The 12,018-nt window shown below is 71.7% G+C and carries 13 protein-coding genes and 1 tRNA gene; 6 read left to right on the top strand and 8 right to left on the bottom strand.

Going from position 1 to position 12,018, the window contains the following annotated elements:
* The first annotated feature begins 401 nt into the window (after nt 1–401).
* Nucleotides 402–488: transfer RNA gene (locus ACH4S8_RS23155), tRNA-Leu, on the top strand.
* A 536-nt stretch (nt 489–1,024) separates the two neighbouring features.
* The gene (locus ACH4S8_RS23150) at nt 1,025–1,177 is read left to right on the top strand and encodes a hypothetical protein (protein ID WP_398396943.1); all 153 of its coding nucleotides are present in this window, start codon (nt 1,025–1,027) and stop codon (nt 1,175–1,177) included.
* A gap of 51 nt (nt 1,178–1,228) precedes the next feature.
* On the opposite strand, the gene ACH4S8_RS23145 is transcribed toward ACH4S8_RS23150, so the two are convergent.
* Both ACH4S8_RS23145 and ACH4S8_RS23140 read right to left on the bottom strand, forming a co-directional pair.
* The gene (locus tag ACH4S8_RS23145; protein ID WP_398396941.1) at nt 1,229–1,813 is read right to left on the bottom strand and encodes a TerD family protein; all 585 of its coding nucleotides are present in this window, start codon (nt 1,811–1,813) and stop codon (nt 1,229–1,231) included.
* 397 nt (nt 1,814–2,210) lie between these two features.
* Nucleotides 2,211–2,864: an FMN-dependent NADH-azoreductase gene (locus ACH4S8_RS23140; RefSeq protein WP_398396939.1), complete on the bottom strand. Its 654-nt coding sequence runs from the start codon at nt 2,862–2,864 to the stop codon at nt 2,211–2,213.
* Between the two features lie 242 nt (nt 2,865–3,106).
* Between ACH4S8_RS23140 and ACH4S8_RS23135 the strand changes: the two genes are divergently transcribed.
* From ACH4S8_RS23135 to ACH4S8_RS23120, 4 genes are all read left to right on the top strand, one after another.
* On the top strand, nt 3,107–3,475 hold the full coding sequence (locus ACH4S8_RS23135) for a winged helix-turn-helix transcriptional regulator (protein WP_398396937.1): 369 nt from the start codon (nt 3,107–3,109) through the stop codon (nt 3,473–3,475).
* Between the two features lie 126 nt (nt 3,476–3,601).
* A complete protein-coding gene (locus tag ACH4S8_RS23130) occupies nt 3,602–5,167 on the top strand; it encodes a DUF2252 domain-containing protein (protein ID WP_398396935.1) in 1,566 nt (521 codons plus the stop codon).
* A gap of 268 nt (nt 5,168–5,435) precedes the next feature.
* Entirely contained in the window at nt 5,436–6,503 is a 1,068-nt protein-coding gene (locus ACH4S8_RS23125) for a hypothetical protein (protein ID WP_398396933.1), read from the top strand.
* 35 nt (nt 6,504–6,538) lie between these two features.
* The gene (locus ACH4S8_RS23120; protein WP_398396931.1) at nt 6,539–6,886 is read left to right on the top strand and encodes a rhodanese-like domain-containing protein; all 348 of its coding nucleotides are present in this window, start codon (nt 6,539–6,541) and stop codon (nt 6,884–6,886) included.
* A 44-nt stretch (nt 6,887–6,930) separates the two neighbouring features.
* Here the strand turns inward: ACH4S8_RS23120 and ACH4S8_RS23115 are convergent, their stop codons facing one another.
* The 6 genes from ACH4S8_RS23115 to paaA form a co-directional block, all read right to left on the bottom strand.
* Nucleotides 6,931–8,064, bottom strand: coding sequence for an acyl-CoA dehydrogenase family protein (locus ACH4S8_RS23115; RefSeq protein ID WP_398396929.1), 1,134 nt, complete (start codon nt 8,062–8,064; stop codon nt 6,931–6,933).
* A gap of 119 nt (nt 8,065–8,183) precedes the next feature.
* Nucleotides 8,184–9,248 carry a 1,2-phenylacetyl-CoA epoxidase subunit PaaE gene (gene paaE, locus ACH4S8_RS23110; protein ID WP_398396927.1) on the bottom strand — a complete coding sequence of 355 codons (1,065 nt, stop codon included), beginning with the start codon at nt 9,246–9,248 and terminating at the stop codon, nt 8,184–8,186.
* A complete protein-coding gene (gene paaD, locus ACH4S8_RS23105) occupies nt 9,248–9,781 on the bottom strand; it encodes a 1,2-phenylacetyl-CoA epoxidase subunit PaaD (RefSeq protein WP_398396925.1) in 534 nt (177 codons plus the stop codon). Before paaD ends, paaE begins: the two co-directional genes overlap by 1 nt.
* Nucleotides 9,775–10,494 (bottom strand): 1,2-phenylacetyl-CoA epoxidase subunit PaaC, encoded by a 720-nt coding sequence (gene paaC, locus ACH4S8_RS23100; RefSeq protein ID WP_398396923.1) that lies wholly within the window; start codon nt 10,492–10,494, stop codon nt 9,775–9,777. Before paaC ends, paaD begins: the two co-directional genes overlap by 7 nt.
* Nucleotides 10,491–10,778: a 1,2-phenylacetyl-CoA epoxidase subunit PaaB gene (paaB, locus tag ACH4S8_RS23095; RefSeq protein ID WP_103554257.1), complete on the bottom strand. Its 288-nt coding sequence runs from the start codon at nt 10,776–10,778 to the stop codon at nt 10,491–10,493. Before paaB ends, paaC begins: the two co-directional genes overlap by 4 nt.
* Complete coding sequence (paaA, locus tag ACH4S8_RS23090) at nt 10,775–11,815, bottom strand: 1,2-phenylacetyl-CoA epoxidase subunit PaaA (protein ID WP_398396920.1); 1,041 nt, start codon at nt 11,813–11,815, stop codon at nt 10,775–10,777. The genes paaB and paaA overlap by 4 nt, the downstream gene beginning before the upstream one ends.
* Nucleotides 11,816–12,018: the final 203 nt, after the last annotated feature.

The raw sequence follows: 12,018 nt of genomic DNA, 5'->3' as shown, positions 1-12,018 counted from the left end.
TGGGAGGCCCCTCTTCGAACTCTTCCCGGCACTGCTTCTGCCATGGATCGTAGAGGCGCTCCAGGACCAGTGTCCCGCACCTGACTGTGCAGCCCGTCCGACTCCTGTGGAGATGCGCTGGACCGGTACGAGGTTGATACGTGAACCGGTTCTGTCTGAAACGTGTGACGTACGCCGGGGCGCGGGCGAGGGGGCGGGCCTGCGCGGGGTGCGGAGCCGCTCGGGCCCGCCGGCCGGGCGGGGCAGGGGCGCCGGGCCTGCGGGTGCGGGGGACGGCCGGGTGTGCGGGGCGGGCGGGAGGGCCGGGGAAAGGGATGTGATTCCACCCCTGACAGCGTGCTAATCTTCTGCATGTCGGAAGGCGCCCGCGGCGAAAGCGGGAGACGGAAGACACACCCAATGCGCGGGTGGCGGAATAGGCAGACGCGCTGGATTCAGGTTCCAGTGCCCGCAAGGGCGTGGGGGTTCAACTCCCCCCTCGCGCACCAGATGAACGGGTCTCTCCCGGTGACGAAAGTCGCGGGAGGGGCCCGTTCCTCGTTGTTGTGGCCGGTCGCGGCCGGGACGGCGATACGACAGGGCCCCGTCGGTGAGGTATCTCACTGCCGGGGCCCTGCTTTTCGGAGCTGTCGGCCGGTCCTCGACCCGGTGCGGGGGCGAGGACTCCGGGAGGGCCGGCCGGCCTTCGTCGGATGGTTCGGGGTGTCCGGCGTCCGATGTCCGGTGCCTGGTCCGGGGACTTCGGGCTTCCGTCCCGGGTGGGTGCGACGGCGGGGACGCCCATCGCCCGGCGCCGGTGTCCCGGGCCGCTTCCGGATCTTGCTGTGGTTGGTGCGGGCGAACCGGAAGGCCGGGAGGCTGGGAGGGCCGTCCGCGTGGTCGTTCCCCGGATACCGCGACGGCGCCTCGGACAATGCCGTGAGCCGGTGGCCTCGACGTCCTCGGCCAGTGGATTCTTTGCCCATCCGTTGCAGCCCTCGACACCGTCGCGGAGCCGAAAGCGGATCTTCTGCCGCTTTGGGCGGTGCCGCTTCTCCGGCCGCCCGAGGCCGGCGGCCGGACGTGCGGCGTCCTGGAGCGCGGAGTTGTCGTACGCGCGGTCGCCGACGTCGCGTCCGGTACCTCGACGAGCGCCGCGCAGACCGGCGGCGGGGCGGGACTGGGTGGGGCGGACTGACGGGGCGTTCGCGAAGGCACGGGCGCCGGGCGCCGTCGCTTCGTCGACGGACTACTTGCTGATCGCGAAGCGCATCAGGGCGTGCTCGTCCCCCTGCTTGATCTTCCCTGTTGAATTGATCACTTCGAGCTTCCAGCCGGCGTCGACCCGCAGCGCCTTCGCCACGGCACAGCCGTTGTCCTGGGTGAGCAGGCTGGGCCATATGTCGGCGACCTGCTGGGAACTTCCGCCGCTCGCGTCGTACACCTTGAAGCTGATGTTGCGCGCCTTCTCGAAGGCGCTGCCCTTCTTGTACGCGGCGGCGACGAACACGATCGACGTGATGTGGGGCGGGATCCGCGCGAACTCGACGGTCACCGTCTCGTCGTCGCCGTCCCCGTGTCCGGTCTGGTTGTCGCCGCTGTGGACCAACGAGCCGTTGCCCATGGGGTCGAGCGAGTCGAGGCCGGCGAGGCGCACCGGGTCGCGGCCCTGCATGGCGATGGCGATCAGGTCGAGATCGGTACCCGTCTTGCGGCGCAGCTTGCCCAGCACTCCACCACTGCTGCCGGCCGTGGGGTCCCAGGACACACCGATGGCCAGATGGGTCACTCCGTCCAGGTCTGCGGGGCCGTCTTCCTTGGTGAGCGTGATCATGTCCGGTCCGTCCTTTCGATCAGGGCTACAACACGCAGAGTGTGCCTGGGCCTTCGTCGGTTCCACAGGTCTGGGGCGGCTTTCGCCGACTTTGCCTGTGCCGCCTCGTCGCGGTCGCCTCGCGCGTGACGGCGCCGGGTGCCGATCGGCGGGCGGAGGGCGGGCGGAAGACGGACGGAGGGCTGATGGAAGGCGGGCGGAAGGAGCCTGAGCGGCCGTCGGTGCCTTCGGACGGCGTCCTGGCCGAGAACGGGGAGAGCCGGTCGACGCTGATCGAGGAGGTGCTCTACGGCTGAGCCCCGCAGGGCGGGTGTCCGCCCTGCGGGGCTCTTGCCGTCGTGCCGCCGGGCCGCGTCCGATGGGTGGAGCGGCCGGCTGCCGACTGCCGGGGCCGTGATCAGGCGGCGAAGCGCGCCGCGAGCTTCTTGGCCCGGGTGGCCGCGTCGTCGAGGGCCTTGCTCCGGGACGCCTCGAAGAGCGGGACGAGGTCGGTCATCGCCGGGTTGTGCGGGGCCATGGTGAGCTCCGGGACGATGAATTCGGTGTCGAGGCCGAGCATGTCGCGCAGTAGGGCCTCCAGGTAGTTCTGCACGTACTCGAAGCCCTCGCGCGGAGTGCCCGGCGCGTACGAGCCGCCGCGGCTGGCGACGACGGTGACCGGGATGCCCTTGACCTTCGAGTCCTCCGTCATGGCCGTGCGCCCGACGAGGACGACGTTGTCCAGCCACGCCTTGAGGGTCGAGGGGATGGAGAAGTTGTACATGGGGGCGCCGATCAGGATCGCGTCCGCGTTCTCCACCTCCTCGATCAGCTTCAGGCGGGCGGCGAAGGCCTCGGCCTGTCCCGGGGTGTGCGTGTCCGGGGCGGCGAAGCCGGCGGTGTGGGCGTCGGCCGTGATGTGCGGCACGGGCTGCGCGTCGAGATCCCGGTAGACGACCGTGCCGTCGGGGTGCTGCTCCTCCCAGGCCGTACGGAAGGCGTGCGTCACGGCACGCGAGGTGGAGGCGCCGTCCGGGGAGACGGACGAGTCGATGTGGAGGAGGGTGGCCATGACGATCTCCAGACAAAAGGTGTGTAGGGGGTCGGGCGCCGGAGCCGGCGGCGAGGCCGGGCCCCGGGTGGAGGCGTGAACGGGGGCGCGGTGTGGACCGGGTCGGGGTGCGATCCGGGCCGGGGCAGGGCTGTCCCGGGAAGCCGAGTCACCCGAGAGGGCTTCTCTTTCGTTCCTAACTAGAGATAACACAGCTACTTACTTTTTTTCATCCCCTTGTAGGGACGCAGTACCCTGGGCTCATGGCAGAACCGGGAAGCCACGACGCGGGGCCGTGCCAGAAGGTCGACGACGGCATGACCCGTGTCTTCGCCCTGCTCGGAAAGCGCTGGACGGGCCTCGTCCTGGCGGTCCTCATGCAGCAGCCCGCCCACTTCGCCGACCTGCGCAGGGCGATCCCCGGCATCAGCGAGCGGATGCTCTCGGACCGGCTCACCGAACTCGGCGCGGCCGGCCTGGTCGTGCGCAAGGTCACCGAGGGCCCCCCGCTGCGGGTCTGCTACGCCCTGACGGAGACGGGAGCGGCGCTGGAGCCGGCCCTCAAGGAGCTGGGTGCCTGGGCGGAGAGATGTCTGCCCGAGAGCGGGACCTGCCCGGAGCGGCTGCGGTAGCCGACGGGTGTGTTCGCGGCCTCCTCCCCGGACGCCCGCGGAGTTGTCCACAGGGCCTGACGCGTTTTCCTGGCCGGCTGTACGGTCAGCACGAATTGGTGTTCGTGCGCGGGGGAGGCGGTCGTGATGACCGAGGTCGGTACAGCGGGGTCGGAGCGGCAGACGGTTGCGGCGGGACGGGCCGGGCTGGTCGAGCAGACCGGTCCGGTGCGGCAGGAGCACCTCGGCGGTCGGCCCGGGGACGCGTCCGCGCCGGAGTCCGGGAGGCGGTCTTCGCCCGAGGGCGGGCCGGCGGCCGAGGCGTTCGGGGCCCGGGGCTTCGCGGTTCCGGGGTTCTCCGCCTGGCCGGTGAAGGGCTCGCCCAAGGAGGAGGGGAAGGCCCTGCGCGGGCGGGTCCCGCGCGCGGCGCACGCCGAGCTCCTGGTGGACGCCGGCCGGCCGGACGCCGTGACCGCGGTCGAGGAGTCCAACCGGGGCCGGATCCCCGAGCTCACCCCGATACGGGTCGGCAGGATGGCGGCCACGCCCTTCGCGTTCCTGCGCGGCAGCGCCGGCCTCATGGCGTACGACCTCGCGCGCACCCCGATGACCGGCGTCGGCGCCCAGATCTGCGGTGACGCCCACGCGGCGAACTTCGGTCTGTACGGGGACGCGCGCGGCGGCCTGGTCATCGACCTGAACGACTTCGACGAGACGGTGTACGGCCCCTGGGAGTGGGACCTCAAGCGGCTCGCCACCTCGCTCGTGCTCGCGGGCCGGGAGGCCGGAGCCGACGAGGACACCTGCCGTGACGCCGCGCGTGACTGCGTCGGCGCGTACCGCCGCACCATGCGCCTGCTGGCGAAGCTGCCGGTGCTGGACGCCTGGAACGCCATCGCCGACGAGGAACTCGTCTCGCACACGGACGCCCATGACCTGCTCGGCACTCTGGAGCGGGTCTCCGAGAAGGCGCGGGCCAACACCAGCGGACGGTTCGCCGCCAAGTCGACCGAGGCCGTGGAGGGCGGCGGCCGTCGCTTCGTGGACGCGGCACCCGTGCTGCGCCGTGTTCCCGACACGGAGGCGGCCGCGGTCGCGGCGTCCCTGGAGCACTATCTGACGACGCTCTCCGAGGACCGCCTTCCCCTGCTCGCCCGTCACGCGGTGCACGACGTCGCCTTCCGCGTCGTCGGTACCGGCAGCGTCGGCACCCGCTCGTACGTGGTGCTGCTCCTGGACCACCGCGGCGAGGCCCTGGTCCTCCAGGTCAAGGAGGCCCGCGCCTCGGCGCTGCTCCCGCATCTGGCGACCATCGGCCATCCGATGCCCGAGGTGGCCCACGAGGGACGTCGTGTCGTCCTCGGCCAGAAGCGCATGCAGGTCGTCAGCGACATCCTTCTCGGCTGGACCTCGGTCGACGGCCTCCCCTACCAGGTGCGCCAGTTCCGCAACCGCAAGGGCAGCGTCGACCCCGCGGCCCTGCCCGCCGACCACATCGACGACTACGGCCGCATGACCGGCGCCCTGCTGGCCCGCGCCCACAGCCACAGCGCCGACCCGCGCCTGATAGCCGGGTACTGCGGCAAGAACGAGGAGCTGGACGAGGCCGTCGCCTCCTTCGCCGTCGCCTACGCGGACCGCACGGAGGCCGACCACGCGACCCTGATCGCGGCGGTCCGCAGCGGACGGATCGCTTCTGAACCGGGGGTGTGAACCGGGGGAGAGCCGTGCCGGTGCAGGGGGTAAGGGCAGGGGCAGGGTCCCGGCCGATGCCGATGCCGATGCCGATGCCGATGCCGAGGTCGGGTCCGAGCCGAGCCGGGTCGGACCCGGTGCCGGCGGTGGGGCCGGTTCCGGGTGCCGATCCCGGGGTCGGGATGATCGGGGTGGTTGGGGTCATTGGGGTCGTTGTGGCCGGTCAGGTGGCTGTAGGGGCGGGGAAGACAGTGAGCCCCGGGGGAGTGTGGCCTACGCTGGTCGGGTGACGACCCCGGAAGCCGATCAGAGCCAGCCCGAGCCCGCCTTCGAGGGGGCCCGGGAACACTCCGGTGCCCCGGAGGACGGGACGCCCCACGCCTCCCCCGGCGCCGAGGGCCGCAGCGCCGACGCGCAGGGCACGGCGGGCCCGGAGGGCGCGGACGCCCCTTCCGACGCCCCGTCCAGCGCCCACTCCGGGTCCCGGACCGCGGGGCAGGGCGAGGAGCGGTCCGACGGGCACGGCGAGGCTCGGGCCGATGAGGGCCGGAGCCAGGCTCCGGCCGAGGAGGACCGGCCCGAGGCGCGCCTCGAGCGGGCCGTGCGAGCGGCCGAGCAGGCGTTGATCGAGTTCGAGATCGCCGTGGAGACCTTCCGCGTCGAGGTCGACAACTTCTCCCGGCTGCACCACCAGAAGCTCGGTCCGATGTACTCCCGGCTCGATGAGCTGGAGGCCCAGATCGCCGAGGCGCGTGCCGCGCGCACGGGCGACCCGGAGGACATATTCAAGGCGCACGAGGCACGGGCGCGGGTCATGCCCATCCCCGGTGTCGAGGAGCTGTTCCACGGCTGGATGGACTCGGACGGCCTGTTTCCCGAGGCTGTGGCCATGCTCACGGACCAGCCCGTACGGCCTCCGCAGCGGGTGCGTCCCAGCGAGGAGGCCCGCAAGCTCTTCCGTGAGCTGGTCCGCAAGGCGCACCCCGACCTCGCCCAGGACGACACGGAGCGCAAGCGGCGTGACGAGTTCATCTCCCGTGTGAACATCGCGTACGCCAGGGGCGACGAGGCGTTGCTGCGGGAGCTGGCCGCGGAGTGGGCCGCGGGTCCCACGCCCGCGGAGTGGAAGCCGAGCCGCAGCGAGGAGCTCTACGCCCGCCTCGAATGGCTCTCGCAGCGCAAGGAGATGCTCACCCTCGTCGCCCGCGAGCTGGAGGAGAGCGCCATCGGCGCCATGCTCAAGCTGGCTCCGGAAGACCCGGACCATCTTCTGGAGGAGATCGCCGAACAGCTGCTGGCGCAGGTCGGCGAGCGCGAGCACGAGCTGGCGACGCTGATCTCCGAGGCTCCCTGAGCTTCGCGTCGGCGCGGTCGGGTAGCGTCGGAGGCATGAGTTTCGGAGCTGGTGTGCCCACCGTCGGGGTCGACGGTCTCGCGGTCGACGACTTCCTGCTGGACGTCCGGGAGGACGACGAGTGGGAGGCAGGTCACGCCCAGGGGGCGCTGCACATTCCCATGAGCGACTTCGTCGCCCGGTTCGGCGAGTTGACCGAGGCGGCCCCGCAGGACGGCCGGGTCAACGTGATCTGCCGTTCCGGCGGCCGTTCGGCCCAGGTCACCATGTATCTGGTCCAGCAGGGCATCGACGCCGCGAACGTCGAGGGCGGCATGCAGATCTGGGAGGCCGCCGGCCGCCCGGTCGTCAACGACAAGGGCGAGCCCGGCTTCGTGCTGTAGCCCGGCCCGCCCGACCCGGGGATTGCCTGGAGGCCGGGGGCCTGTCAGCCCAGGGAGTGCGCCGCCAGCAGATCGCCCAGGGCTTCTTCGTGTGCCGCCGCCGGGCCGAGTGACAGTTCCAGGTGCTTGGCCCAGGCGTGGTACCGGTGCAGCGCGTACTCGGTGTCGGCGCCGAACCCTCCGTGCAGATGCTGGGCGGTCTGGACGACCCGGCGTACTCCTTCGGACGCCCAGATCTTGGCGACGGCCACATCGCCGTATGCCGGGAGCGCGCCGTCGGCTCCCGTGCCGATCCGCCATGCGGCCTGCCAGAGCGTCGCCTCCATCGCGCGCAGGTCGATGTAGCGGTCGGCGGCCTGGACGGCGACCGCCTGGAACGTGGCGACCGGGAACCCGAACTGCTCCCGCTCGCTCGTGTACGTGCTCGTCATCCGGAGCACTTCCTCCCCGAGCCCCAGCGCCAGGGCACACGTGCCGGTGGTCAACAGGTCACGCAGCCACTCCCACGCGCCCGGAGCGTCGATGACGTCCCGGGCGGCGATGCGGGCGGACTCCAGCCGCAGTTCACCGAGCCGCTCACCGGTCGTGGAGATCTGCTCGGCGATCACGACTCCTTCGTGGCCGCGGGGAACCGGCGCGAGGACGGTCCGGCCGGCGTCCGTGTGCGCGGGCACGACGACGAAGTCGGCGTCCAAGGCCCAGGGAACAGCCGTCTGCACCCCGTCCAGCACCCATCCCGTGCCGTCCTGCCGCGCTGTCACGGCGCGTTCGGCCGGGTCGTGACCGGTCCTGCCGTTGGCGGCGACGGTCAGCACGAGTTCGCCCCGGCCGGCCCGCGCCGGCAGCTCCGCCCTCGACTCCGCGCCGCCGTAGCGCTGTACGGCCGCCGTCGCCGCGCTGCTCTCCAGCAGTGGCACCCGTGCCAGCACCTTCGCGGACTCCCGCAGCACGAGACACAGCGCGACCGCGTCGAGGCCCGCCCCGCCGGCCTCCTCGTCGAGCAGCAGGCTCAGCAGATCCGCGTCGGCGAGCTTCGCCCACAGGGGCCGGTCGAAGTCCTCGGCGACGGCGCCCGCGGTGAGCGCGGGACTGGGCACCCCGTCGGGGGAGACCCCGGCGAACACCGCCCGCGCCGCCTCGACCGCCGCCTGCTGCTCCTCGGTGAAGGTGAAGTCCACGATCCCGTCCTCCCGCGCACGCACCGGACCAACGACCAGACGGAAAGCCTGATCTGACGGTGCGTCAAGATAGAACAGGTTCTATGAGAAGGGAACGGCCGGTGACCGGCCGCTCCTTCTCAGCGGTCGAAGTCCAACTCGACCTTTTCCGTGGCGGGATGGGACTGGCAGGCCAGTACGTACCCGGCCTCCGTCTCCTCCGGTTCCAGCGCGAAGTTGCGGTCCATCCGCACCTCGCCCGAGACGAGGAACGCCCGGCAGGTGCCGCACACGCCGCCCTTGCAGGCGTAGGGCGCGTCCGGACGGTTGCGCAGGACCGCGTCCAGCAGCGACTCGCCGTCCTGGACGGGCCAGGTGCCGCCGCGTCCGTCGAGCCGTGCGGTCACCGTGCTGTGCGCGGGAGCCGGTATCGCGGAAGGAGTCGTGGCGGCGGCGTCCACGTGGAAGATCTCCTCGTGGATGCGTGCCCGGGACACCCCGAGCCCGCGCAGGGCCCGCTCGGCGCCTTCCACGAGCCCCAGCGGCCCGCACAGGAACCATCCCGCCACCCGGTCCACGGGCAGCAGTGCCGGAAGCAGTCCGGTCAGCCGCTCCTGGTCGAGCCGTCCGGTCGGCAGCCCGGCCTGCTGCTCCTCCCGGGAGAGGACCGTCACCAGCTGGAAGCGCTGCGGATAGCGGTCTTTGAGGTCGGCGACCTCCTCGAGGAACATCGTCGAGGCCGCCGTACGGTCGCTGCGGATCAGGCAGAACCTCGCGTCCGGCTCCCGTGCCAGCAGGGTCGAGACGATCGACAGCACCGGGGTGATCCCGCTGCCGCCCACCACCGCCGCGTACAGGCCGGCCGAGGGCTCCAGCGTGAAGCGTCCCGCCGGAATCATCACCTCCACCTCGTCGCCGACGGCGATCTCCTTGAGCGCGTACGTCGAGAACGCGCCTCCCTCGACCAGACGCACCCCGACCCGCAGGGTGCGCGGTGCCTCGCCGTCGGGGGCCGGTGCCGGTGAGCAGATGGAGTACGTGCGGCGGATCTCCGTGCCGTCGACCGTGCGGCGCAGTGCCAGATGCTGGCCGGCCGCGTGCCGGTAGTCCTCGCGCAGGTCCGCGGGCACCGCGAAGGTCAGGGCCACGGAGTCGTCGGTGATCCGGTCGACCGCGGCCACCGTGAGCGGGTGGAAGCGGGCCATCACAGCTCCTTGAAGTGGTCGAACGGTTCGCGGCAGGACAGACAGCGGCGCAGCGCCTTGCACGCGGTGGAGGAGAAGCGGCTGAGCAGCTCGGTCTCGGCCGATCCGCAGGACGGGCAGCGGACGGGCTCGGGCTGCGGCCCGTCCGTGACCGTCCGCGTCGGACCCAGGTCGAGGGACACCGGGCCCGCGGGACGGCCGCCGCGCGGCGGTGCTATCCCGAACTCCCGCAGTTTTCGGCGGCCTTCGTCGGAGATGTCGTCCGTCGACCAGGCGGGGCTGAGCACCGTGACCACGGACACCTCGCGTACGCCGTGCTCGTGGAGCACCCGCTCGATGTCCATGGACATGGCCTCGACCGCCGGACAGCCGGTGTAGGTCGGGGTCAGCTCGACCTCGACGCTGTCCGTGCCCCGGACGTGGACGGCACGCAGCACACCGAGGTCGTCCAGGGTGAGAACGGGCAGTTCGGGATCGGGAACGGAGCCGGCCAGCCTGCGCAGCTCCTCCTCCAGGGCGGTGGTCGTCACCATGACGCCCCCGGGTGGCTGCGGTGCAGGTGCTGCATCTCGGCGAGCATCCGTCCGAAGGACTCGGTGTGCAGACCCTGGCGTCCGGCGCCGGCGCTCCACGCCCCGGTCTGCGGCCCCTCGGGAACCGTCAGCGTGGCGCGGCGCAGGGTGGCTCCGACGGACTCCAGCCAGGCGGTCCGCATCCCGTCCCAGTCGACGTCGACGCCGTCGAGCGGCTGGAACATCTCACCGGTGAAGCGCCACAGGGCCTGGCACGCCCGGCTCATCCGCTCGTGGCTCTCGTCCGTGCCGTCGCCGAGGCGCAGCGTCCACTGCTCGGCGTGGTCCTGGTGGTAGGCGACCTCCTTGACGGCCTTGGCGGCCAGGGGAGCGAACTCGCTGTCCCCGGACGCCAGGTGCGCGTAGAGGAGCCGCTGGTAGGTCGAGAAGTAGAGCTGCCGGGCGATGGTGTGCGCGAAGTCGCCGTTCGGCTGCTCGACGAGCTGGAGGTTGCGGAAGGCGCGCTCCTCGCGGAGATACGCCAGCTCGTCCTCGTCGCCGGCCAGGGACAGCAGGATCCGGGCCTGGCCGAGGAGGTCCAGCGCGATGTTGGCCAGGGCGACTTCCTCTTCGAGGACGGGCGCGTGGCCCGCCCACTCCCCCAGCCGGTGCGAGAGCACCAGGGCGTCGTCGCCGAGGGCCAGGGCGGCCGCGGTGTTCACGGTGAGCGTCACAGGTGCTTCACCCCTTCCGGGATCTCGTAGAACGTCGGGTGCCGGTAGGGCTTGTCGGCGGACGGTTCGAAGAACGGGTCCTTCTCGTCGGGCGAGGACGCGGTGATCGCCGCCGAGGGGACGACCCAGATCGAGACGCCCTCGCCGCGGCGGGTGTACAGGTCGCGGGCGTTGCGCAGCGCCAGCTCGGCGTCCGGCGCGTGCAGGCTGCCGGCGTGGGTGTGCGAGAGCCCGCGGCGCGAGCGCACGAAGACCTCCCACAGCGGCCAGTCGGTGTTCGTCATGCTCGGGTCGCTCCTGTCTCACCGGTCGTGCTCGTCGAGCCGACGGCCTCGCTCGTGTGCTTGTCCGCGTAGGCCGCGGCCGCCTCCCGCACCCAGGCGCCCTCCTCGTGGGCGCGCCGGCGCTGGGTGATCCGCTGGTCGTTGCACGGGCCGTTGCCCTTGAGGACCTCCCAGAACTCCGTCCAGTCGATGGCGCCGAAGTCGTGGTGTCCCCGCTCCTCGTTCCACACCAGGTCGGGGTCGGGCAGGGTCAGGCCGAGCGATTCGGCCTGGGGCACGGCTATGTCGACGAAGCGCTGGCGCAGTTCGTCGTTCGAGTGGCGCTTGATCTTCCACGCCATCGACTGGGCGGAGTGCGAGGACTCGTCGTCGGGCGGGCCGAACATCATCAGGGAGGGCCACCACCAGCGGTCGACCGCATCCTGCGCCATCGCGTGCTGTTCGGGGGTGCCCTGGCTCAGTGCCAGCAGCAGCTCGTACCCCTGGCGCTGGTGGAAGGACTCCTCCTTGCACACGCGGATCATGGCGCGCGCGTACGGGCCGTAGGAGCAGCGGCACAGGGGGACCTGGTTGGTGATCGCCGCGCCGTCCACGAGCCAGCCGATGGCGCCGACGTCCGCCCACGTCAGCGTCGGGTAGTTGAAGATCGAGGAGTACTTCTGCCGGCCGGAGTGCAGCTTGTCCAGCAGCTCGTCGCGGCTGACGCCGAGCGTCTCGGCCGCGCTGTACAGGTACAGCCCGTGCCCCGCCTCGTCCTGGACCTTCGCCATCAGGATCGCCTTGCGGCGCAGCGAGGGCGCGCGCGTGATCCAGTTGGCCTCCGGCTGCATGCCGATGATCTCGGAGTGGGCGTGCTGCGCGATCTGGCGGACCAGGGTCGAGCGGTAGGCGTCGGGCATCCAGTCGCGGGGCTCGATGCGTTCGTCGGCCGCCACCGCGGCGTCGAAGACGACCTCGTATGCCGCTGTGCGCGCCGCTTCGTCGGCGGCTTCGTCCGCCTGTGTGCGGGCCGTGTGGTGCGCTGATGCTGTCGCCATGCGGTCCCCCTCGACCTCTCGCTCCCGACCGACCGATCGTTCGGTCCATTCGCAACAATGGTCGGTCGAGCGCCGTACGGTGTCAACCGCTGTGGATAACCTCGTGCGCGTCGGCGTGGCCGTTGTGCCCCATGGGGCTGTGCCGGACGGCGGGCTCTGAGTACGGTTCGCTTGCGATCGTCGTGGTGCTGCAGGACGTGGGG

The sequence above is a fragment of the Streptomyces sp. NPDC021080 genome, assembly GCF_044333225.1.
GTDB lineage: Bacteria > Actinomycetota > Actinomycetes > Streptomycetales > Streptomycetaceae > Streptomyces.
This window is presented reverse-complemented; position numbering and strand designations above follow the sequence as displayed.

Excerpts from the sequence above, each read along its gene's own strand:
- ACH4S8_RS23120 (WP_398396931.1), top strand. The coding sequence starts at position 6,539 with ATGAGTTTCGGAGCTGGTGTGCCCACCGTCGGGGTCGACGGTCTCGCG.
- ACH4S8_RS23135 (WP_398396937.1), top strand. The coding sequence starts at position 3,107 with ATGGCAGAACCGGGAAGCCACGACGCGGGGCCGTGCCAGAAGGTCGAC.
- paaA (WP_398396920.1), bottom strand. The coding sequence starts at position 11,815 with ATGGCGACAGCATCAGCGCACCACACGGCCCGCACACAGGCGGACGAA.
- ACH4S8_RS23140 (WP_398396939.1), bottom strand. The coding sequence starts at position 2,864 with ATGGCCACCCTCCTCCACATCGACTCGTCCGTCTCCCCGGACGGCGCC.
- paaD (WP_398396925.1), bottom strand. The coding sequence starts at position 9,781 with ATGGTGACGACCACCGCCCTGGAGGAGGAGCTGCGCAGGCTGGCCGGC.
- ACH4S8_RS23130 (WP_398396935.1), top strand. The coding sequence starts at position 3,602 with ATGACCGAGGTCGGTACAGCGGGGTCGGAGCGGCAGACGGTTGCGGCG.
- paaB (WP_103554257.1), bottom strand. The coding sequence starts at position 10,778 with ATGACGAACACCGACTGGCCGCTGTGGGAGGTCTTCGTGCGCTCGCGC.
- paaE (WP_398396927.1), bottom strand. The coding sequence starts at position 9,248 with ATGGCCCGCTTCCACCCGCTCACGGTGGCCGCGGTCGACCGGATCACC.
- ACH4S8_RS23145 (WP_398396941.1), bottom strand. The coding sequence starts at position 1,813 with ATGATCACGCTCACCAAGGAAGACGGCCCCGCAGACCTGGACGGAGTG.